Genomic DNA, 19,251 nt, shown 5'->3' on the forward strand with positions numbered 1-19,251 from the left:
AGTCAGTGGGTGGAACAGTGCACCGCCGACCGGGGAAAGGCGGCCCCCGCCCGCCCGGAAATCGGCTTCGCCTCGCGGGGTGAAGAGTCAGGCGTCCACAAGCGACCTGCGGAGGAGTTCAGGTGAATTCGACGCGCGAGGAAGACGAAGGCATCGTCGTCATCTTGGAGGGCGGGCCCGCCGATCTTCCCGGAACACTGCGCGTTCGCGCGCGTGAGATCGGCGACGGCAAGATAAAGATCCCGAGAAACGGGGGGTATGAGCATTTCGAGCGGGCGGACGACTCCACAGGACCCCTGTCTTACCGCTGGACGCGCCGCACCAAGATAGCCGAGTGATTCTCTTACCGGAGAATGTTCCGGGCGGTGCCGATCACCTGCTCATTCACCTCCGCGGACCCCAGGAATAAACATAGGGGTGGACTCCCGGAAACGCTCAGATACAGCATTGAGTGTGGGGCGGGATTCCGCAGGGGGGTTCACCGGGTTTCTTCTGTTGAATCGCGGATCCGCTTCCGGCGAGGGGAGCGTGTGATGAGATATGAGATCCTCGGCCCGTTGCGGGTCGCGGACGGCGCCGGGCGGTCCGAGATCAGCGCTCCCAAGATCGAGACGGTGCTGGCGGTCCTGCTGGTCCGCGCCGACCGTGTGGTCACGCCCGAGACACTGACGACCGAGCTCTGGGGCGACCGGCTGCCCCGCCGCGCGACCGCGTGCCTGCACGTCTACATGTCCCAGCTCCGCAAGTTCCTGCACCGGCACCGGCCGGACCGCGCGGAGTCTCCCGTGGCCACCCAGCCGCCCGGCTATGTGCTGCGGCTGGGCGCCGACGAACTCGACTCCGGCATCTTCCTGCGCCTGCTGGACGAGGGGCGCGGGCTGCTCCGCGGCCGGCGCCACGCCGAGGCGTGCACCCGGCTGGAGTCCGCGCTCGCCCTCTGGCGCGGCCCCGTGCTCGGCGACCTGCGTAAAGGGCCGATCCTCGACGGCTTCGCCGCCTGGTTGCGGGAGGCACGACTGGAGTGCCTCGAACTGCTCTCCGAGGCGCAGCTCACCCTCGGCAGGCACCGGGAGATCGTGGAGCGGATGCACGTGCTGATCGGGGAGAACCCCTATCGCGAGGAGTATTACCGGCAGCTGATGCTCGCGTTGTTCCGCTCGGAGCGGCCGGAGGACGCGCTCCGCGTCTACCGGGCCGCTCGCAGGGTGCTCAAGGAGGACCTCGGCGTCGAGCCGAGCCGCCCGCTGCGGGACCTGCACCACGCCATCCTGGCGGCCGGGGAACCTCGCCGCCTTTACGCCCCGGCGAGCTGACCGGACGTTCGCTCAAGGGGGCGGCTGCCGGTGCTTCGCCGTACGGCGCGGTTTTTGGGCAGGTCGTGCGGCGGGCGGAGATCTGGGAGTTTCCTGTGGAACGGCCGGGGAGCCCGGGGTGCCGCCCAAGTGATGGGGCCCGGCTCACAGAGAACTCACAGGAGCGCTCAGAACCCCTCCAACCTGCCGCCCCACTCTGGGACGCATGATCCAGCTCAACGGACTGACCAAACGCTACGGCGAGCAGCTCGCCGTGGACGACCTCTCCTTCACCGTGCGGCCGGGCCTGGTCACCGGCTTCCTGGGGCCGAACGGCGCGGGCAAGAGCACGGCCATGCGCATGATCCTCGGCCTCGACCTGCCGACCGCCGGCACGGCCACGATCAACGGCCGCGCCCACGCTGAGCTGGTGCACCCGCTGCGCACGATCGGCGCGATGCTGGACGCGCGGGCGGTGCATCCGCGGCGGACGGCGTACAAGCATCTGCTCTACCTGGCTCAGACAAACGGCCTGCCGGCCTCCCGCGTCGGCTTCGCCGCCCTCGACCCGTCGAGACCCATCGCCTTCACCGGCCCCCAAGGCGGCCCTCCGGCAGGCGCCCCGGTGCTGGGCGACGAGGCCCGGCTACGTCAAGTGGTCAGCAACCTCGTCGGCAACGCGGTCACGCACACACCTGCCGGCACACCGGTCAGGATCGGTGTCGGGACCGATGGCGCGGACGCGGTGCTCGTGATCGAGGACAAAGGGCCGGGGCTCCCGGCCGAGGAGGTGGAGCGGGTCTTCGACCGCTTCCACCGCGCGGACGCTTCACGCGCGAGGGCCACGGGCGGCGCCGGCCTGGGCCTGGCGATCGTGCGGTCCATCGTGGGGGCGCACGGGGGACACGTGGAGCTGCGCTCGTCTCCCGGCGAAGGCGCGTCCTTCCGGATCAGGCTGCCGGCCGCCGGCGCACCGTGACTTCCGCCGGCCGCCGAGTGTCGCTACGCCTGCCGGCCGCCGAGTGTCGCTACGCCTGCCGGCGCACTGCTAGGGGATGGGGGATGCCGCCGAGCCCGGCACCCCTTCGCGGCGGGTCGATCACCTTGTGATCACTTCAGCATGTGCTCACACAAGACCTGGCCGGAGTCGTTGGTGGCGACCACCTTGCCCTCGACGAGAATGCGGCACTTGCCAAGCTTGATCTTGCCCTTGGCGTCACGGACGGAACCGGGGATGATGTTGATCAACCTTCCGACCTTCTGCTCGGCCTTGGTGAGCTCGACCGTCACGGTCTTCTTCCACGGAAGCTCGGCGTCGGCCTCCGTCCCCGCCACATCGGCGACAAAGGCGATCGGCTGAACGGACTTACCCTTGCCGATCACCTCCAGAGTGACCTTCCGGGTGACCGGCGCCGCCGGTGCCGGCGCCTCACCCGCCGCCGGTGCCGGCGCCTCACCCGCCGGCGAGGCCACCGCCGGCACAGGAGCCCCCGCGGCCCCGCTCGAAACCGGCTCCGCCTGCTGACAGGCGGTCACCCCCAGGGCGACCAAGACCATGGACCCGGCGATTCGTATGAGTGGCGACATCTTGACCATGGCAGCCCAGGCTACCGCCCACCCTTCCCCGTCACCGGGATAGCCGACCACTTCATCCAGCGAGGCGCCGAGACTCGATGAGCCGGCGGCCGGGGCCGGGAATGAGCGGCGTCCTGCGATGGTTGCAGGCGAACGGCCACGCGGATTCACCGATCCTGAGAGGGGAACGCCATGACCACCTTCGAGACGCTCGCCGAGCGCTACGAGCGCGGCGTGACGTTCTTCGAGGCGCGCGACTACATCACAGCGGCCGAGCTGCTCGGCACCGTCAGCGCGGAGGAGCCCGGCAACCTCGCCGTGCGGATGCTGCTGGCCCGGGCCTACTACCACTCGGCCCAGCTGGGCCGCGCCGAGCAGGAGCTGCGCAAGGCCGTCGAGCAGGACCCCTCCGACGCCTACGCCCACCTGCTCCTCGGCCGCACCCTGCAGCGGCAGAGCCGCCACGGTGAAGGCCAGGGCCACCTGCGCCTCGCCGCGGCCCTGAGCGGCGAGGCCGCCTACGCGGCGTTCGCCCCCTGACCCGGCTCCGCCGTACGGCACGAGCCCGCCGGAAGCCGGCTGTCACCGCCAGGTGCGGCCGGCACGGCGAAGCCCGGGGCCGCCAGCGCCTTGCCGCGGACCGTGAGGGGCCCTGGAACAGCCTCTACCTGGATGCCCTGGCAAGCGACTGCGGGCGCAGGGGTTCCCGGTCACCGAGGAGATGTGCGCCCGTCTGTCGCCGATCCGGTCTCCGTTCGGTATGGCCTAGGCGCCGAGGGAGACGCCGAACTCCACTTCGACGAGCTTGAACATGACGTCCCAGAATCAACCTAACCTTCAACAGACCCGCGGACGAGCTGCGCCCGGCTCGGGCGCATCAGCCACGCGGCAGCGGCGAGCGTGAGCACCCAGCCGATCACTTCGATGAGCAGGTGATCCGTTGCGTTGGGGACGGATTGCAGCAGGTACACCCGGACGCTGTTGATCGCTCCGTGCGTCAAAACCGCCGGCCAGACACTCCCCGAATGCCAGCGAAGTGCGAGCAACAGCGGCGCCCATGGCAGCATGCCCGCGAAGTAGATGACGATGTCCCAGGCGGGACGATCACCGATGACGGCGAGGACAGGCAGGTGCCAGACGATCCAGACCAGACCACTGACAAGGGCCAGCGGCCAGAATCCCCATGACGCGGCGCGCGTCGCCAGCCAGCCGCGCCAGCCGAACTCTTCTCCGATGGCGAAGACCGACTGCATGAGGAAGACCGGAGCGATCCACATGGTCGACACTAAGATCTGGTCAACCGGGTTGAGCTGCCAGATCCCCAATGCCAGTGCGATGGCGGTTTGGACCGCGGCGATCGCGGCGATGAGGCCGATGCCGATGCCGGCCCACTTGGGTGTGCCGCGCCACCTGGTGGCGAACGTCTCTCGGAACGTTCCGGGTCGTCGGGCAAGCCACATGATGATCGCTGCGAGCAGTGGGGTCTGTTGCATGATCGGAGTGATCAGGTTGTAGAAGTCCGTCGGGACGAGCCGGAAGACCATCGGAACGGACAGCGCGAAACACAGCAGGACGGCGATCGCGAAGAACCACGTGACATCGATGACAGTTGATCTGGCAGAACTGGAGTGCGTGGGGGACGCAGTCATGATGACCTCGTTTCGTGCGGGCGCGAGGATCTGCTCGATGGGCGTAGCGCGGATCGGCCATCTTGAAGACGTAGGAAACGCACAATCTCGAAACTAGGCCCGGCGGAATCGGTCCGGCCTCACCCGAAGGGGTGAACCCGGTACCGCCCGTCAGGATGAAATTGGGTGGCGAGCGACGAGCCCGTTCCCGTAGGCGTAGATCACCGCGCGCACGCGGTCGCGCAAGTTCAGTTTCTGCGGGATGGCCCGGACGTGCGACTTCACGGTGTTCTCGCTCAGCACCGGTTCCGCGCAGATCTCACTGTTGGACCTGCCGCGGGCGAGCAGGCCGAAGATCTCGACCTCACGTGAGGTGAGACCGTCCGGGCGGGGCATGCGGATGCCCATCGGCACCACGTCGAGCAGAAGGTCGTCCGGTATGCGGCCGGTACCGCGTTCGCCCCCCTGGCCCCGGCTGTGCCGTACGGCATGAGCCTGCTGGAGGACGGTCGTCGGCTCAGAGTGTGCCGACCGACAGGTGGAGGGCCTCGTCGCCCGCGTGGGGTTCGACGGCGCGCAGGTCGTCGATCCAGAGGTCGGCGGGTAGCTCCGCGCGGGGCGATGTGGTGAGCAGGGCGACGACGCGGGCGCCCGCTGAGGCGCCTGCGGCTACGCCGCTGGGGGAGTCCTCGAACACCAGGCAGTCGCCTGGCTCGGCAGACAGGGCGCGGGCGGCCATCATGTAGCCCTCGGGGTTCGGCTTGCCCTCGTTGACGTCGTCGGCCGAGACCAGCACGGGGCTGGGGGAGGCCGGCGGCGCGCAGGCGGCCGCGGACGAGGGCCTCGCTGCCCGAGGTCACCACCGCCCACCGGTCCGCGGGCAGGCGGTCGAGCAGCCGGCGGGCGCCCGGCACCTCCTCGATGCCGTCCAGAGCGGCGAGCTCGCGTTCCTCAAGCCGCCTGGCCTCCTCCTCGGCGTCGAGTTCGGGGGCGACGATCCGTACGATCTCCACGTCACGGCGGCCCCGGGAGATCTCGATGACGTGACCGGGGTCGAGGCCGTGCTCGGCGGCCCACTCGGCGAGCACCCGGTCGATCACCTGTTGTGAGTGCACCAGCACTCCATCGGAGTCGAACAGGACCGCCGCACAACGCAGACTGACTGGCATCGACCGGCCTTTCCCCCGCCGTCGGTGTGGACGATCCTTCCAGGCTGACCATCTCCGCACACCGATGTCAACGCGGGGTACCGCGTGGCGCGGCTTCGGGAAACGTGCTCTTCGATGCCGGGCTAGCGGTTCTTGCCGCCTGGGAACCAGGCAACCCCAGGCCGTCATCGACGTCCCGACCGCCTTCCTCGGCTGACCAGGCGATCCCCCTTCCTGCCGGCTCTGGTCCGGTTAAGCGTTCCGCGCCGCAATCGCGCGTCCTGTGGCTGTGCCCCCGATGACTTGGGGGCGGGGTCAGGCGCGGAGGTACATCAGGACGGCGCGGACGCGGCGGTGGTCGTCGGTGACCGTGGGCGGGAGATCCAGTTTGGTGAAGATGGCGTTGATGTGTTTGCCGACCACCTTCTCGCTCACCCTCAGCTCGTTGGTGATCGCCGTGTTGGAGCGGCCCTCCGCCATGAGGGCGAGGATCTCGCGTTCGCGAGGCGTGAGGCGGGTCAGCGGGTTGTGATGGCGGGTGAGGAGGAGGCGGACCACCTCGGGGTCGATGACGCAGCCGCCGGCGGCGACCCGTTCGACGCCGTCGACGAACTCGCGCACCTCAAGGATGCGGTCCTTCAGCAGGTAGCCGATGCCGCCGTCGTTCGTGGACTCCAGGAGCTTGGCGGCGTAGGCCGTGGCCACATATTGACTGAGGATCAGGACGGGGAGCCCGGGGTGGGCGCGGCGGAGGGCGACGGCGGCGCGCAGGCCCTCGTCGGTGAAGGTGGGCGGCATGCGCACGTCGGTGACCACGATGTCGGGGGACTGCTCGGCGACGGCGGCCGACATCGAGTCCGGATCGCCGGCGGCGGCCACCACCTCGTGGCCGAAGCGGGCCAGCAGCGCGGCCAGCCCCTCACGCAGCAGCAACGCGTCCTCGGCGAGCACTATGCGGAGCACGGCAACTCCAGGCGCAGGGTCGTGGGCCCGCCGGGCGGGCTGGTCAAGGTGATGGTGCCGGCCAGGGCGTCGACCCGGTCGGCCAGTCCGGTCAGGCCCGTGCCGCGCGCCGGATCCGCGCCGCCCTTGCCATTGTCGTCTACGACGACGGTCAGGATGCCGGCGCCGGCCGAGCCGGTCACCGTGATCTCGGTGGCGGCGGCGTGCCGGGCCGCGTTGGTCAGGGCCTCGGCGACGACGAAGTACGCCGTGGACTCCACGGGCGCCGGTAATCGTTCCGGCACCTCCATCGCCACGGTCACCGGCACGGCCAGGCCCGCCGCGAGGTCGGCGACGGCGGCGCGGAGGCCCAGGTCGGTCAGCACCCGGGGGTGGATGCCGTGGACCAGCTCGCGCAGCTCGGAGAGCGCGGCCTTGGCCTCCCCGGCCGCCTGCGCGAGCAGAGGGCGGGCGGCCTCGGGGTCGTGGTCGAGTTCGAGCTGGGCCGTGACAAGCGTCATGCCGAGCCGGAGGAGCCGCTGCTGGGCGCCGTCGTGCAGGTCGCGCTCGATGCGGCGGCGCTCCGACTCGAAGGCGTCGATGAGGCGGGCGCGGGAACTGGTCAGCGAGCGGACGCGGGCCTCGTCGCCGGGGGAGAGCAGGAGTCGGGCGAGCGCGCCGTGGGCCAGCGCGGCGAGGGCCGTCGCGTAGGAGAGGAGTACGGCGGTGCCGAGCACGGCCAGTGCGGCCCCGCCGACCAGCGCGAACACCTGGCCGTCTGCGGCGGCGGTCCCCATCGCGGGTGTGGCGGGCGCCGGGCCGCCGGGTTGCGAGGTGGCGAGGTTGGCGACGCCGCTCAGGTAGACCAGCGTGGGGGCAGAGCCGAGCAGCAGTGCCACGACGTTCACGGCCAGCAGCATGCTGCCGTGCAGCACCAGGTAGGCCAGCTCGCGCCAGGTGGCCGCGTCGGTGTGCCGAGCCCTCAGCCGGGCGGCGAACCCGGCACGGTCCAGGACGCGGTGCGGGCCGGGCAGCGCGGGGAGGCCGAGGAGCGCGACGCGCCGCCGCTCGGCTGCCGCGAGCGGGGACGTCAGCAGCGGCGTGAGCACATACGCGCCCGCCACCAGCGCCACCGGAACCCACGCCAGGGCCAGCAGGCCGCTGACCACGCCGGTGAGCACGTAGGCGGCGGTGCGCAGCGGCCAGGGGGACGCGACAAAGCGCAGGGGAGCCCCACGCAGAGCCTCTGACAATTCCATGGCGGCCACTGTACGAGGTAGGGCCTGCCCACCCCCGGAACTGGATGTGGAGACTCCTGTGCCCGCCCGCCGCACCGCCTTGGATGGGCCTTCGGCAAGTTGCGAAGGAGGAGTTTCATAATGGGATTCGCCTACAAGCTGGGTGCGGTGCTCGCGGGCACTGTGCTCGCATTCCCGGGCGGCACGGCGCTTCCGCGTCACGGCGCGGCGGCGGCGCCGGAGATCGCGTGGGCGCCGTGTGCGGACAACCGGGCCGTCGAATGCGGTGAGCTGCAGGTCCCGGTCGATTGGGGACGGCCGGGCGGGGCGAGGTTCGGCCTGGCGGTGGCCAGGCTCAAGGCAGCGGAGCCGGGGCGGCGCATCGGCGTCCTGGCGGTGAACTTCGGCGGCGGGCCGGGCACCGATTTCGTCCAGGGCGCGGCGAGCACGTACTTCAGCAAAGAGATCCTGGCGAGATTCGACATCGTGAGTTTCGACCCGCGCGGCATGGGACGCAGCTCCCCGGTGCGGTGCTCGGCCGACATCGTCCGGCGCGAGCCCCTGCCCACACCCCGTGACCAGGCCGAGTTCGACCGGTTCCGGGCGTACACCGCCGAGCTGGCCGCAGACTGCCGGCGCCGCACAGGACCGGTGGCCGATCACCTCGACTCGGTCAGCGGCGCCCGGGACCTCGACGCCGTACGCGCCGCGCTCGGCGAGAGCACGATCAGCTACCACGGCGTGTCCGCGGGAACACTGCCCGGGCAGCATTACGCGGAGCTGTTCGGGCGCAATCTCCGGGCCATGTCGCTGGACAGCGTCGTCGACCACAGCATGCCCACCGGCCGCTTCCTGAAGAGCCAGGCGGCCAACGCCGAGGACGCGTTTGTGGCCTTCGCCCGCTGGTGCGCCCGCGACCGGGCATGTGCGCTGCACGGCAGGGACGTCCCGCAGATCTGGGACGGGCTCATGGTTCGGGCGGACCGGGGCACGCTACGCGACCCCGCCATGGCCGGCCGCGTGCTGAGCGCGTACGACCTGGCCACGGAGGCGCATCTGGGCGGCCTTATGGGGCCGGATTACTCCTGGCTGGCCAAGCGGATGGCCTCGTTGGAGTCGGGGAAGCCGGGACCCCGTGGCATCGTACGCGGCGGGCCACCCCCGGAGATGCGGGAGATCGAGCATCCGGCGGTCGCCGGCTGCCAGGATTGGCGGCTGACGATCTCCGACCACCGGCGGTTCGCCGCCCTCGCCGCGAAGATGCGCCGGGTCGCGCCCCACATGCGCACCCAGCCCGACACCCAGGCGTTCGCCCTGACCTGTGCCCTCTGGCCGGTCGAGCCGCGCAACCCCCAGCACCGGCTGAAGGTGCCGGCGGGCACTCCCCCGATCCTGCTGGTCAACGCGCGTCACGACCCGGCGACAGGGCACACCCGGGCGGTGAGGGTCCTCCGGCAGCTCGGCCAGGGCGCGGCGCTGGTGACCTACGAGGGCGCGGGCCACGGCGCCTACGAGCGCACGGCCTGCACCCGGCGGGCGGTCGACGACTACCTGCTGCACCTGCGCGTCCCCGCCGGGGACGGCCTCACGTGTGAGCGCTGAGCTGCGCCTTTCACCGCCGCCGCCTTGTTCGTGCGCCTGCCTGTGACAGTGCACGTCTGCTGCGCCGGGTTCGAGCGCGGCCCTGCTGTCGCCTCCACCCCGCCGCCGGCCAGCAGTTTCCCGCACGGGCCGGGCGAGAGGGCGATACCCGCGGCCCGCCGGTGGGCCGCCGTGGCGCTGTACCCCGACGAGCTGGGCTGGTTGTGTGAGGCCCTAGCCCCTCAACGCCGCCGCCGACGATCGCGACAAGGACGACGACGGGTTGGAGCCGCTCGACTGATCTCGCGATCGCGGTGGGCGTGCTGGATGGGGTGAGGTTTGCTGCTCGCCGTTGCTTCGAGAGTGCTGGGCCGACTGGGGGCTTTCTGGGGGCCGCATCGCGTGCGCGCCCAACAGTCGGTCTTCGGCGGTCGTCAGGTGGCGAAGACTTGGGCGTCGTCGGCGAAGGCCTTGAACTCCAGGGCGTTGCCTGCGGGATCGAGGAGGAACATCGTCCACTGCTCACCGGTCTGCCCTTCGAAGCGTACGCAGGGCTCGATGACGAACGACCTGCCTGCTGTGCGCAGCCGGTCGGCCAGTTCGTGGAACTCGGGGATGGGCAGGATCAGGCCGAAGTGCGGGATGGGGACGTCGTGGCGGTCGACCGGGTTGTGGATGCGTTGCGGGCGGCCCGGTGCGAGGTGGGTGACGAATTGGTGGCCGTAAAGGGTCCAGTCCACCCAGGTCTCCGCGCTGCGGCCCTGCGTCAGGCCGAGGACCTCGCCGTAGAAGTGCCGGGCGGCTGCCAGGTCGTCGACAGGCATGGCCAGATGGAACCGCGGGATCGGTGAGTCGGGAACGGTCATGGGGAATGTCCTTCCTTCTGTTCCTATTGACTCGGATCAACCTCAGCACGGAGGGATACCTCGGCTGCATCCCGCGCGAGCACCGCGAACTGGTCGCCGCCTTGCGCTCACGCGAGGCGGCGACCGCCCTCGAACTCTTCGCCGCCCATCGCCGCCACGCCGTCGACGTGCTCACTGGATCGACCGACCCGAGCTGAACAACGGCCAGGCGCGCGCTCGCACTCTGGGCGGTGACGGACCTGCTGCCGGAAGCAGCCGGCTCTCGGCGGCGGGGCGAGCTCGATCAGGCAGGAGTTCGGCCAGATCAGGCCGCCCTGGTCGCGGCGCACCGGTCGGACGTCGATGGCCCGCTGGGACCCGCCCGTTGTCCGAGATCAACTACTTGGCGGTTGGTGTCACGTTTTCTTACCAACACCCCTACTCCTGCAGGATGGAGAGGGCTCGGGATGGGCACAGGGTGACGGCGTGGTGTGCCTGTCTGGCGCTCTGGTCGTCGGGGTGATCGGTCAGCAGGGCCACGATGCCGTCGTCGTCTTGGGCGAAGACGGCAGGTTCGGTCAGGACGCATTGGCCGGAGCCGACGCAGAGGTCGCTGTCGGCTTTGATGCGCATCATGCCCTGCTCCCCAGATATGCCCTGCTCACCAGGTGACCGGGAGTTCGTGGACGCCGTAGACGACGGAGTCGGTCTTGAACGGCAGGTCCCCGGCCGGTGCGGCGAGCCGCAGGGTGGGGACGCGGCGGAACAGCGTGTCGAAGACGATCTGCAGTTCCATCCGGGCCAGGTTCTGGCCGAGGCACTGGTGCGGGCCGAAGCCGAAGGCGATGTGGTGGCGGGCCCCGCGCTCGACATCCAGTTCGGCCGGGTCCTTGAATGCCGCAGGGTCCCAGTTGGCCGACAGGGTCGAGACGATGACGCCCTCGCCGGCCTTGATGCTCACTCCGCCGATCTTCACGTCTTCGGTGGCCAGCCGGGTGGTGACTCCGTCGGCGATGGTGAAGTAGCGCAGCAGTTCCTCCACGGCCATGGGCGTCCTGCCCGGGTCGGCTTTGACCACGGCCAGTTGCTCCGGATGGGAGAGCAACCCGAGCACACCGAGCGAGATCATGTTCGCTGTGGTCTCGTGTCCGGCGGTCAGCAGCAGGAAGGCCAGGCCCACCATGCCCGCGTGGTCGAGGGTGCCCTGCCGGCGTTGCCGGGCGATCTGTCGGCTGAGCAGGTCGTCGCCGGGGTCTGACTCTTTGCGGGTGACGAGGTCGTCGATGTAGGCGCGCAGTTCGGCGAAGGCTCGCAGGCGGTCTTCCGATGAGGTCCGGCGCAGCATCATGGTGGAGCGGCTTTGGAAGAAGTCGTGGTCGGTGTAGGGGACGCCGAGCAGTTCGCAGATCACCAGGGAGGGCACCGGCAGGGACAGCGCCTGCACCAGGTCGACCGGCCGCCGGTCGGCGGCGAGCATGTCGTCGATGAAGTGGTCGACGATGTCCTGGATCCTCGGGCGCAGCGCGGCCAGCCGCTTCACGGTGAACTCGCCGATCACCGGGCGGCGGGCCGCGGAGTGTTCGGCGCCGTCCATGCCGAGCATTAACGGCGGCTGGCTGCGGATCTGCCGCAGGGTCGCCGCATCAAGCATGAAGAGTGGGAAGCCGTCCTTGCGCTTGTCGGAGGAGAAGCGGGGGTCGACGAGGACGGCACGGCCTTCCTCATGCCCGGACACCCACCATGCCTCGCCACCGCTGGTCAGGTGAATCTTGTTGATCGGCGCCTGCTCGCGCAGCCGTTCGTAGGCGCTGGGCGGGGCGAACGGGCAGCCGCGCTCGACCGGCAGCTTTAGGCCGGTGAGTTCGAGGGCAACGCTCTCCGTCATGAAGGACCTCCCGGTAATCGATCTGGTGGAGTTTGTTGTGCTTGTGGCGGCCTCGGCTGACGGGTTGTCCAGCGCTAGCTGGGCCGCCGTCTGGTCCAGGCCGTGTTCATCGCAGGGTGAGCGGGGTCTCGGATGCGATGCGGGTCAGCTTCTGCGGGTTGCGGACGTAGTAGAGGCCGGTGATGCGGGAGTCCTCGACCCGGACAGCCAGGACGCCGTCGATCTCACCGTCCAAGCGGAGGAGGAGTGCCGGGTTGCCGTTGACCACGGTGGGCTCGCCGGTGAGCGTGACCTGGGCCTTGCCGAGGCCACTGACGATCATGCGGGCCACCTTGCGGGCGCCGGTGATCGGCTGCGGCGCGGCCTGTTTTACGCCGCCGCCGTCGCTCACCAGAACGACCTCAGGGGCGAGCACGTCAAGCAGGCCTTGCAGGTCCCTGGTTTCCAGCGCGCGCTGGAACGACTCCAGAGCCAGCCGGGCCTGGCTCGGGGAGACCACCTCGCGAGGCCGGCGGGCGTCGACGTGCCGGCGGGCCCGGTGCGCGATCTGTCGGACGGCTGCCGGGGTCTTGCCGACGGCGGCCGCGATCTCCCCATAGCCGATGTCGAAGACTTCGCGCAGCACGAAGACGGCACGCTCGGTCGGCGACAGCGTCTCCAGGACGAGCATGAGCGCCATCGACACGCTCACGGCGAGTTCGGCGTCCTCGGCCACGTCCGGCGCGGTGAGCAGCGGCTCGGGCAGCCAGGAACCGACATACACCTCCCTGCGGCGCTTCATGGTGCGCAGCCGGTCCAGCGAGCGCCGGGTGGCTATCCGCACCAGGTAGGCGCGCTGGTCGTGCACCTGCTCCACGTCGACCTTGACCCACCGCAACCAGGTTTCCTGCAAGATGTCCTCGGCGTCGGCCGCCGATCCGAGCATCTCGTAGGCGACGGTGAACAGCAGGTTGCGGTGAGCGAGGAATGTCTCGGTCGCCTCGGTGGCGCAGTCCGTCAGGCCACCTCCGGCCATCGGCTCGGCTGCGCCCGCCTTTGCTTCCCCGCGCTCGTTCATGGCCGGCTCCTGCCTGTTCACCCGCAACGCCTCCTCCACGCATAAGACGCCGCCCCCCACCGCTGTGTGACACCCATGTCAGTGGCGTACATCACAAGGCCGCGCTGTCACAAAGCCCGGGGGGCCGGCGCCTCATGGGCGTCAGGAACGATCCGCCCGGCACGTCAGCGTGGGGACCGCCGCGCGACCGCCATCGCAGGTTCGCCTGGCGGTGAGACGCCTGCCCCTGTCGTGCTGCGCAGGGGTCCGATTTCTCCCCCGCCTGCAGGCGGGGGTCTCCCCGGAGGTATCTGATGAGCAAGGTCTGGTTCGTCACCGGTTCGTCTCGCGGCCTGGGCCGCAACTTCGTCGAGGCCGCCCTGTCGCGCGGCGACAAGGTGGCCGCGACCGCCCGGAGCACCGCAAGCCTTGACGAGCTGGTCGCCGCCTACGGGGAGGCGGTGCTTCCGCTGGAGCTGGAGGTGACCCGCAAGTCCGCCGTCTTCGAGACTGTGAAGCGGGCCAGGGAGCACTTCGGCCGTCTCGACGTCATCGTGAACAACGCCGGCTACGCCCAGGTCGGCGCGGTCGAGGAGCTGACCGAGCAGGACCTGCGCGATCAGCTGGAGACCAACCTGTTCGGCGCGGTGTGGGTGATCCAGGCCGCGCTGCCCTACCTGCGTGAGCAGGGCGCAGGGCACATCATCCAGCTGTCCTCGGCGGCCGGGCTCGTCGCGATGCCGCTCAGCGGCGCATACAGCGCCTCCAAGTGGGCCCTTGAAGCCCTGAACGAATCCCTCTCCCACGAGGTCGCCGGCTTCGGCGTCAAGGTGACCGTGATCGAGCCCGGCGGATTCGCCACCCGGTCCGGCAAGAACCCCGATCCCCTCAACAACGGCTACCTGGCCGAGCCCAACCCGATCTACGACGGCCTTCGCCGGCGCATCGCCGCGTTCGTGGGAAAGCAGCCCGCCGGCGACCCGGCCGCCGCGGCCCAGGCACTCCTCAAGATCGTCGACCTCGAGAACCCGCCTCTGCGAGTGCTCTTCGGGCAGGGCTTTTACCCGATGCTCCAGCAGGCCTACGCCGAGCGGCTCAAGACCTGGGCCGACTGGCAGGACCTTTCGGCGCAGGCTCACGGCGACCTCGATCAAGAGAGTCGGTGACCCAGGAGCGGGAGCAGAACTGAGAGGAGCAACACAAGAAGCACCGCATCGTCGTCCCCGGCGCCGGCTATGCCGGGGCCTGCGTGGCCGGGAATCTGGCCCGGCGGCTGTCCCCGGCCGACACCGAGATCACCGTGGTCAACGCCGAGCCGGACTTCGTCGAGCGGCTGCGACTGCACCAGCTCGCGGCAGGCCGGGAGATCGAGGCTCCAAAGCTCGCCGACGTCTTCGCGGGCACGGGGATAGGGCTGTCACCGCCGTCGACCCCCGAGCGCCAAGTCATCGCCGTGACCGACACCGGCGGCGGCGGCGAACTCGGCTACGACACGCTTGTCTACGCGCTCGGCAGCCGCGGCGACCACTGCGGTGTCCCCGGCGTGGCCGAGCACGCCTTCGACATCGCATACCGGCCCTCGGCGCTGCGCCTGCGCGAGCGTCTGGTCAGCCTGAGCAGGCTGGGCGAGAGCGGGAGTGTGCTGGTCGTCGGCGACGGGTTGACCGGTATCGAGACCGCCACCGAGATCGCCGAGTGCCGGCCCGGCCTGTCGGTGGCGCTGGTCGCCGCGGCGAGCTTGGCGCCCGGCTCTCCGCTGGAGCCCGCCTCGGGCGGCGGGACGGGATCCTGCAGCCGGTCGGCGAGGAGGCGCGAGCGAAGCCGAAGTATGTGGGCGGCCGCACGGCCGCGCACATCAAGAGGGGCATCCTCAAGATCTCGCTGTGGGGCGTCTCGCACCCGACCTTCGGCCTGCCCAAGCGCAGGCACCGCCTGGCCGCCGCGCAGGACGCGTCCGCTGAGAAGGCGCTCGCGTAGCCGCCCAGGACCTCACGAATGTGCTGACATCCTCCCCCTAGTAAACGAGGGGGATTCCCACGGGGGCCGGCAAACCTCAGCCACGGAAAGCGTCAAGCTTTCACTTATTTTATGAAATTTCGTAACTATGGAGACTGTGTAAACTCAATCGCGCCAGGTAGAGGGCGATGCGGAGAGGCGCGGATGGCCGAGACAGTCGAAACGGGCGGCGATCAGGAGGCCGCGGAGACGCGGTTTATGGAGCGCTTCGCCATGATCATGTCTGATTCGGGTTATCCCCGGATGGCGGCCCGGGTGTTCTCCGCGATTCTGGTTTCCGAGGAGGGCCGGCGCACCGCAGCCGACCTCGGCGAGCAGTTGCAGGTCGGGCCGCCCGCGATCTCCGGGGCGGTGAAATACCTGATGCAGGTCGGGATGGTCACCCGTGAGCGGGATCCGGGTGATCGTCGCGACCACTACCGCGTCGACCAGGCCGCTTGGTACAAGGCGGCGCTGTCGAGCGATGAGGTGTTCCGCCGCTTCGAGGAAGGCGCGCGCGAGGGGCTGGCGGTGTTCGATCCCGGCACCCCGGCCGGCGCGCGACTGGACGAGATCCAGCGTTTCTTCGCCTTCCTGCGCAGCGAGGTGCCCAACCTGATGCACCGGTGGCAGGAGCTCAACTCGGTCCCGGGGGACAGCTGATCACGCGACGAGGTCGCGCCTGCGCAGTCCGGCGACGCCTGCCGCGGTCAGGGCCGCCGCGACGGCGGTCAGCACCGCCAGAGGGGCCGGCGACATCTGGCCGAGCAGGACCCAGGGGATGTGCACGAACGGGATGATCTCCAGCAGGTTCGCGTTGACCTGACCGAGCATGCCGAAGACGTCGATCAGGATGAACCCGACCCAGATCCCCCAGGCGGCCATCGCGAAGCGGGGTAGCAGGCCGGCCAGGGCCGCCGCGATCCCGGTCATCACCCACACCGCGGGCAGGTAGGCCAGGGCGCCCGCGAGCACCTGCGGCAGCTTGCCGATGTCCCCGCTGGTCAGGCTGTAGCCGAGTCCTGCGGTCACGCCGAGGGCGGCCAGGACCAGCGCGGGGCCGGCGAGTGCGACGACCAGGTGGCTGAGCGCCCAGCGCACGCGGCTCACCGGGGTCACGAGCACGAGGTCGGCGCGTCCGGCCGACTCCTCCGACCGCAGCCGCAGCGCCGAGAGCATGCCGGAGGTGGCGACGATCCAGGCGAGCATGGACAACAGGAAGTTGAGGAAGAAGTCGGCGGGCCTGGCGTCCTCGCCGCCCACCCTCGCGATCATGTCCATGATCTGCGGAGAGTTGAGCTGGCCCTCCAGGTTGCCTGAGACGGCGCCGCCGAGCGTGAGGCCGGCTACGGCGAAGCCCGCGGTCCACGCGACGACCTGGCCTCGGTGCAGCCGCCAGGCCAGGGCCAGCGGGCTGCGCAGGCCGGGCGCCGCCGCGGCGGGTCCGAGCCGGGGGGGCAGCAGGCCGGCGGCGAGGTCGCGGCGGGCCGACAGCATGTGGGCGGCCACGGCCAGCAGGGCGATGAAGGCGAGCAGCAGCGCCGCCACCCACCATCGTTCCCCGGCGAAGGGCCGCACGTTCAGCGTCCAGCCGAGCGGCGACAACCATGACAGCCAGTGCGCCCCGCTCGCGTCTCCGACCGCTCGGATCAGGAAGAAGGCGATGAAGACCGACACGCCGAGGCCTCTGGCGGAGACGGCGCTCTCGGTCACCTGGGCGGCCACGGCGCCGACCGCGGCGAAGGTGCATCCCGCGGCGGCCAGTGCGAGGCCGAGGGCCAGTGAACCGGCGGCGGGCAGCCCGGTGCCCATCAGCAGCACCGACATCAGTGCGCCGATCAGCAGGTTCACGGAGCACACCACGCCGAGTGCCGCGGCCGGCGGCGCCTGCCTGCCGACCACGCCGGAGCCGATGAGTTCGCTGCGGCCCGACTCCTCGTCCACGCGGGTGTGCCGGATGACGAGGAGCATGCTCACCAGGCCCATCAGCATCGCGCCGGAGGAGCCCACGGTCCACGCGGTCATGCCGCCGGCGCCGGCGTCGAAGACGACGCCGCGGGTGGCGAGCTGCGCAGGATTGGCCATGGCCTCCTGGGCCACAGGTCGCAGCAGGTCGGCGGTCGGATAGAGCGCGACGGTGCTGTTGGCGATGCTCATCGGATAGACGGCGGACAGGAACCCCCAGAGGGGAAGGATCAGGCGGTCGCGGCGGAGGATGTGGCGCGCGAGGATGCCTGTTCCGGTCAGCGTGCCCATCAGGCCACCTGGTTCCGGCGCTGCCCACCGGGCTGCGCCGTACGGTAGTGGCGCATGAAGAGGTCTTCGAGCGTGGGCGGCGCGGCGGTCACGTTGCGCAGGCCGAGCGCGGTGAGGCGGCCGAACAGCGCGTCGAGGTGGGCGGGCTCGACCTGGCAGGTCACCTTGTTGCCCACGACGCTCAGGTCGTGCACGCCGGGCAGGCCGTTGAGGCCGTCGGGCGTCTGGGCCAGCTCGGCGGTGACGGAGGTGCGGGTGAGGTGCCGGAGTTCGGCCAGTGTGCCGGTCTCGACGATGCGGCCGGCCCGGATGATGCTCACCCGGTCACACAGGGCTTCCACCTCGGACAGAATATGGCTCGACAGGAGTACGGTGCGCCCGCGCGCCTTCTCCTCGGCCACGCTGTCCCGGAAAACCGCCTCCATCAGCGGGTCCAGGCCGGAGGTGGGCTCGTCGAGGATGAGCAGTTCGACGTCGGAGGCGAAGGCCGCGACCAGGGCGACCTTCTGCCGGTTGCCCTTGGAGTAGGCGCGGCCCTTCTTGCGTGGGTCGAGCTCGAACCTCTCAAGCAGGGTGGCTCTGCGCTGCGGGTCGATGCCGCCGCGCAGCCGTCCGAGCAGGTCGATCACCTCGCCGCCGGACAGGGTGGGCCACAGTGTCACGTCGCCGGGCACGTAGGCCAGGCGGCGGTGCAGGTCGGTGGCGTCGGCCCAGGGGTCGCCGCCGAGGAGGCTCGCCTTGCCGGAGTCCGCGCGCATGAGGCCGAGCAGGATGCGGATGGTGGTGGATTTCCCGGCGCCGTTGGGGCCGAGGAAGCCGAGCACCTCTCCGGTGCCGACGGTGAGGTCGAGACCGTCGAGCGCACGTGTCCGGCCAAACGTCTTGACCAGGCCGGACACGGAAATCGCGTTCGTCATGACGCTCAAGCTACACTAAGTTCACGAATTTCGTGAACTATCGAAATTGACATGCGACTCAGGGGGCGACGAGTGACGACAGACGAGCAAAGGTTCCGGGAGAGCTTCGCCGTGATCATGGCCGGGGCGGGCTATCCCCGGATGGCCGCGCGGGTGTTCTCCGCGATCCTGCTGTCCGAGAGCGGGCGGCTCACCTCGGGGGAGCTCGCCGGGGTGCTCGACGCCGGACCGTCTGCCATCTCGCCCGCGGTCAGATATCTCACCCAGGTGGGCATGGTCATCCGCGAGCGCGCGCCAGGGCAGCGGCGCGACCATTATCGGATCCACGAGTCGGCGTGGTACGGCGCGATGGGACCGGCCAACGAGGTCTTCCGGCGCCTAGAGGAGGGAGCCCGCGAGGGCGTGGAGGTGTTCGGCGCCGGCACCCCGATAGGCGCGAGGCTGGAGGAGATCCGGAGCTTCTTCGCCTATCTCGGCGCCGAGGTCCCCCGGCTGCTGCGCTCATGGAGTGAGGCGCGGGCCGGTCTAGGACCCTGAGCCCGCGAGCGCCGGCGGCTCGTGCCGGGTCTCGACGGCGGCGATGAAGTCGTGGAGCGCGTCGCGGGACTGGTTGAGGGTGTCGATGTGCCGGTCGAGGCCGTGCAGGCGTGCCCGCAGGACGGCCAGGACCTCGGCGCAGGGTTCGAGCTCCGGGGCCGGACCGGTCGCGCAGGGGAGCAGGTAGGCGATCTCCTGGGTGGACAGCCCGGCTTCCAGCAGCTTCCTGATCTGGGCCACCGTCGTGGCGGCCTCGGCGTCGTACTCGCGGTAGCCGTTGGCGCCGCGGGCGGGCGAAAGGAGGCCCTGCGCCTCGTAGTAGCGAAGCTGGTGAGTGTGGACACCCGTCTGCCGGCTGAGTTCACCGATGAGCACG

At 70.2% G+C, this 19,251-nt stretch carries 23 protein-coding genes and 1 pseudogene; 10 read left to right on the forward strand and 14 right to left on the reverse strand.

Going from position 1 to position 19,251, the window contains the following annotated elements; translation table 11 throughout:
- Positions 1 to 122 precede the first annotated feature (122 nt).
- The 3 genes from Ssi02_RS31385 (at position 123) to Ssi02_RS31395 (ending at position 2,271) form a co-directional block, all read left to right on the forward strand.
- Positions 123 to 338, forward strand: a complete 216-nt coding sequence (locus Ssi02_RS31385; protein ID WP_204031195.1) for a DUF5988 family protein — start codon at positions 123 to 125, stop codon at positions 336 to 338.
- 195 nt (positions 339 to 533) lie between these two features.
- A complete protein-coding gene (locus Ssi02_RS31390) occupies positions 534 to 1,313 on the forward strand; it encodes an AfsR/SARP family transcriptional regulator (protein WP_204031196.1) in 780 nt (259 codons plus the stop codon).
- A 205-nt stretch (positions 1,314 to 1,518) separates the two neighbouring features.
- Positions 1,519 to 2,271 (forward strand): ATP-binding protein, encoded by a 753-nt coding sequence (locus Ssi02_RS31395; protein WP_204031197.1) that lies wholly within the window; start codon positions 1,519 to 1,521, stop codon positions 2,269 to 2,271.
- Positions 2,272 to 2,402: 131 nt separating this feature from the next.
- Here Ssi02_RS31395 and Ssi02_RS31400 read toward each other — a convergent pair whose 3' ends face one another.
- The gene (locus Ssi02_RS31400) at positions 2,403 to 2,849 is read right to left on the reverse strand and encodes a hypothetical protein (protein ID WP_204031198.1); all 447 of its coding nucleotides are present in this window, start codon (positions 2,847 to 2,849) and stop codon (positions 2,403 to 2,405) included.
- Between the two features lie 210 nt (positions 2,850 to 3,059).
- On the opposite strand from Ssi02_RS31400, the gene Ssi02_RS31405 reads away from it, so the two are divergent.
- Positions 3,060 to 3,407 (forward strand): tetratricopeptide repeat protein, encoded by a 348-nt coding sequence (locus Ssi02_RS31405; RefSeq protein WP_204031199.1) that lies wholly within the window; start codon positions 3,060 to 3,062, stop codon positions 3,405 to 3,407.
- Between the two features lie 290 nt (positions 3,408 to 3,697).
- On the opposite strand, the gene Ssi02_RS31410 is transcribed toward Ssi02_RS31405, so the two are convergent.
- The 6 genes and pseudogenes from Ssi02_RS31410 to Ssi02_RS31435 all read right to left on the reverse strand — a co-directional run bounded on the left by Ssi02_RS31410 (position 3,698) and on the right by Ssi02_RS31435 (position 7,844).
- Positions 3,698 to 4,516 (reverse strand): type II CAAX endopeptidase family protein, encoded by an 819-nt coding sequence (locus tag Ssi02_RS31410; protein ID WP_204031200.1) that lies wholly within the window; start codon positions 4,514 to 4,516, stop codon positions 3,698 to 3,700.
- A 150-nt stretch (positions 4,517 to 4,666) separates the two neighbouring features.
- Entirely contained in the window at positions 4,667 to 4,903 is a 237-nt protein-coding gene (locus tag Ssi02_RS31415) for a response regulator transcription factor (protein ID WP_373870223.1), read from the reverse strand.
- A 109-nt stretch (positions 4,904 to 5,012) separates the two neighbouring features.
- The gene (locus Ssi02_RS31420) at positions 5,013 to 5,291 is read right to left on the reverse strand and encodes an HAD-IA family hydrolase (protein ID WP_204031201.1); all 279 of its coding nucleotides are present in this window, start codon (positions 5,289 to 5,291) and stop codon (positions 5,013 to 5,015) included.
- Positions 5,292 to 5,361: 70 nt separating this feature from the next.
- Positions 5,362 to 5,832: pseudogene (locus tag Ssi02_RS39990) on the reverse strand (HAD family hydrolase); the annotation flags it as partial.
- A 126-nt stretch (positions 5,833 to 5,958) separates the two neighbouring features.
- Positions 5,959 to 6,606 carry a response regulator transcription factor gene (locus Ssi02_RS31430; RefSeq protein ID WP_204031203.1) on the reverse strand — a complete coding sequence of 216 codons (648 nt, stop codon included), beginning with the start codon at positions 6,604 to 6,606 and terminating at the stop codon, positions 5,959 to 5,961.
- Complete coding sequence (locus Ssi02_RS31435) at positions 6,594 to 7,844, reverse strand: sensor histidine kinase (protein ID WP_204031204.1); 1,251 nt, start codon at positions 7,842 to 7,844, stop codon at positions 6,594 to 6,596. The genes Ssi02_RS31430 and Ssi02_RS31435 overlap by 13 nt, the downstream gene beginning before the upstream one ends.
- A gap of 120 nt (positions 7,845 to 7,964) precedes the next feature.
- On the opposite strand from Ssi02_RS31435, the gene Ssi02_RS31440 reads away from it, so the two are divergent.
- Positions 7,965 to 9,425 (forward strand): alpha/beta hydrolase, encoded by a 1,461-nt coding sequence (locus Ssi02_RS31440; protein WP_204031205.1) that lies wholly within the window; start codon positions 7,965 to 7,967, stop codon positions 9,423 to 9,425.
- A 413-nt stretch (positions 9,426 to 9,838) separates the two neighbouring features.
- Here Ssi02_RS31440 and Ssi02_RS31445 read toward each other — a convergent pair whose 3' ends face one another.
- Positions 9,839 to 10,270: a VOC family protein gene (locus Ssi02_RS31445; protein WP_204031206.1), complete on the reverse strand. Its 432-nt coding sequence runs from the start codon at positions 10,268 to 10,270 to the stop codon at positions 9,839 to 9,841.
- 5 nt (positions 10,271 to 10,275) lie between these two features.
- Between Ssi02_RS31445 and Ssi02_RS31450 the strand changes: the two genes are divergently transcribed.
- On the forward strand, positions 10,276 to 10,467 hold the full coding sequence (locus tag Ssi02_RS31450) for a GntR family transcriptional regulator (RefSeq protein ID WP_239130142.1): 192 nt from the start codon (positions 10,276 to 10,278) through the stop codon (positions 10,465 to 10,467).
- Between the two features lie 220 nt (positions 10,468 to 10,687).
- On the opposite strand, the gene Ssi02_RS31455 is transcribed toward Ssi02_RS31450, so the two are convergent.
- The 3 genes from Ssi02_RS31455 to Ssi02_RS31465 all read right to left on the reverse strand — a co-directional run bounded on the left by Ssi02_RS31455 (position 10,688) and on the right by Ssi02_RS31465 (position 13,191).
- A complete protein-coding gene (locus Ssi02_RS31455; RefSeq protein WP_239130143.1) occupies positions 10,688 to 10,885 on the reverse strand; it encodes a ferredoxin in 198 nt (65 codons plus the stop codon).
- Positions 10,886 to 10,910: 25 nt separating this feature from the next.
- Positions 10,911 to 12,134: a cytochrome P450 gene (locus Ssi02_RS31460; protein WP_204031207.1), complete on the reverse strand. Its 1,224-nt coding sequence runs from the start codon at positions 12,132 to 12,134 to the stop codon at positions 10,911 to 10,913.
- Positions 12,135 to 12,240: 106 nt separating this feature from the next.
- Positions 12,241 to 13,191, reverse strand: a complete 951-nt coding sequence (locus Ssi02_RS31465) for an RNA polymerase sigma-70 factor (protein ID WP_204031208.1) — start codon at positions 13,189 to 13,191, stop codon at positions 12,241 to 12,243.
- Between the two features lie 293 nt (positions 13,192 to 13,484).
- On the opposite strand from Ssi02_RS31465, the gene Ssi02_RS31470 reads away from it, so the two are divergent.
- The 3 genes from Ssi02_RS31470 (at position 13,485) to Ssi02_RS31480 (ending at position 15,828) form a co-directional block, all read left to right on the forward strand.
- Positions 13,485 to 14,336 carry an SDR family NAD(P)-dependent oxidoreductase gene (locus Ssi02_RS31470; protein ID WP_204031209.1) on the forward strand — a complete coding sequence of 284 codons (852 nt, stop codon included), beginning with the start codon at positions 13,485 to 13,487 and terminating at the stop codon, positions 14,334 to 14,336.
- Between the two features lie 83 nt (positions 14,337 to 14,419).
- Positions 14,420 to 15,262, forward strand: coding sequence for an FAD-dependent oxidoreductase (locus Ssi02_RS31475; protein WP_239130144.1), 843 nt, complete (start codon positions 14,420 to 14,422; stop codon positions 15,260 to 15,262).
- Between the two features lie 68 nt (positions 15,263 to 15,330).
- Positions 15,331 to 15,828, forward strand: a complete 498-nt coding sequence (locus tag Ssi02_RS31480) for a GbsR/MarR family transcriptional regulator (RefSeq protein WP_204031210.1) — start codon at positions 15,331 to 15,333, stop codon at positions 15,826 to 15,828.
- Here Ssi02_RS31480 and Ssi02_RS31485 read toward each other — a convergent pair whose 3' ends face one another.
- The gene (locus tag Ssi02_RS31485; protein WP_204031211.1) at positions 15,829 to 17,421 is read right to left on the reverse strand and encodes an ABC transporter permease; all 1,593 of its coding nucleotides are present in this window, start codon (positions 17,419 to 17,421) and stop codon (positions 15,829 to 15,831) included.
- A complete protein-coding gene (locus Ssi02_RS31490; protein WP_204031212.1) occupies positions 17,421 to 18,338 on the reverse strand; it encodes an ABC transporter ATP-binding protein in 918 nt (305 codons plus the stop codon). The genes Ssi02_RS31485 and Ssi02_RS31490 overlap by 1 nt, the downstream gene beginning before the upstream one ends.
- Before the next feature lie 72 nt (positions 18,339 to 18,410).
- Here Ssi02_RS31490 and Ssi02_RS31495 point away from each other — a divergent pair, with 72 nt between their 5' ends.
- Complete coding sequence (locus Ssi02_RS31495; protein WP_204031213.1) at positions 18,411 to 18,875, forward strand: GbsR/MarR family transcriptional regulator; 465 nt, start codon at positions 18,411 to 18,413, stop codon at positions 18,873 to 18,875.
- Here Ssi02_RS31495 and Ssi02_RS31500 read toward each other — a convergent pair.
- Positions 18,864 to 19,250 (reverse strand): MerR family transcriptional regulator, encoded by a 387-nt coding sequence (locus Ssi02_RS31500; protein WP_204031214.1) that lies wholly within the window; start codon positions 19,248 to 19,250, stop codon positions 18,864 to 18,866. The genes Ssi02_RS31495 and Ssi02_RS31500 overlap by 12 nt on opposite strands.
- Position 19,251 lies beyond the last annotated feature (1 nt).

It is taken from the genome of Sinosporangium siamense (genome assembly GCF_016863435.1).
GTDB classification, from domain to species: Bacteria; Actinomycetota; Actinomycetes; order Streptosporangiales; family Streptosporangiaceae; genus Sinosporangium; species Sinosporangium siamense.

Bases quoted from the DNA above. Each gene is read 5' to 3' on its own strand.
- Ssi02_RS31390 (WP_204031196.1), top strand. From the start codon at position 534: ATGAGATATGAGATCCTCGGCCCGTTGCGGGTCGCGGACGGCGCCGGG.
- Ssi02_RS31395 (WP_204031197.1), top strand. From the start codon at position 1,519: ATGATCCAGCTCAACGGACTGACCAAACGCTACGGCGAGCAGCTCGCC.
- Ssi02_RS31400 (WP_204031198.1), bottom strand. From the start codon at position 2,849: ATGGTCTTGGTCGCCCTGGGGGTGACCGCCTGTCAGCAGGCGGAGCCG.
- Ssi02_RS31405 (WP_204031199.1), top strand. From the start codon at position 3,060: ATGACCACCTTCGAGACGCTCGCCGAGCGCTACGAGCGCGGCGTGACG.
- Ssi02_RS31410 (WP_204031200.1), bottom strand. From the start codon at position 4,516: ATGACTGCGTCCCCCACGCACTCCAGTTCTGCCAGATCAACTGTCATC.
- Ssi02_RS31415 (WP_373870223.1), bottom strand. From the start codon at position 4,903: ATGGGCATCCGCATGCCCCGCCCGGACGGTCTCACCTCACGTGAGGTC.
- Ssi02_RS31435 (WP_204031204.1), bottom strand. From the start codon at position 7,844: ATGGAATTGTCAGAGGCTCTGCGTGGGGCTCCCCTGCGCTTTGTCGCG.
- Ssi02_RS31440 (WP_204031205.1), top strand. From the start codon at position 7,965: ATGGGATTCGCCTACAAGCTGGGTGCGGTGCTCGCGGGCACTGTGCTC.
- Ssi02_RS31445 (WP_204031206.1), bottom strand. From the start codon at position 10,270: ATGACCGTTCCCGACTCACCGATCCCGCGGTTCCATCTGGCCATGCCT.
- Ssi02_RS31450 (WP_239130142.1), top strand. From the start codon at position 10,276: ATGTCCTTCCTTCTGTTCCTATTGACTCGGATCAACCTCAGCACGGAG.
- Ssi02_RS31455 (WP_239130143.1), bottom strand. From the start codon at position 10,885: ATGATGCGCATCAAAGCCGACAGCGACCTCTGCGTCGGCTCCGGCCAA.
- Ssi02_RS31460 (WP_204031207.1), bottom strand. From the start codon at position 12,134: ATGACGGAGAGCGTTGCCCTCGAACTCACCGGCCTAAAGCTGCCGGTC.
- Ssi02_RS31465 (WP_204031208.1), bottom strand. From the start codon at position 13,191: ATGAACGAGCGCGGGGAAGCAAAGGCGGGCGCAGCCGAGCCGATGGCC.
- Ssi02_RS31470 (WP_204031209.1), top strand. From the start codon at position 13,485: ATGAGCAAGGTCTGGTTCGTCACCGGTTCGTCTCGCGGCCTGGGCCGC.
- Ssi02_RS31480 (WP_204031210.1), top strand. From the start codon at position 15,331: ATGGCCGAGACAGTCGAAACGGGCGGCGATCAGGAGGCCGCGGAGACG.
- Ssi02_RS31485 (WP_204031211.1), bottom strand. From the start codon at position 17,421: ATGGGCACGCTGACCGGAACAGGCATCCTCGCGCGCCACATCCTCCGC.
- Ssi02_RS31490 (WP_204031212.1), bottom strand. From the start codon at position 18,338: ATGACGAACGCGATTTCCGTGTCCGGCCTGGTCAAGACGTTTGGCCGG.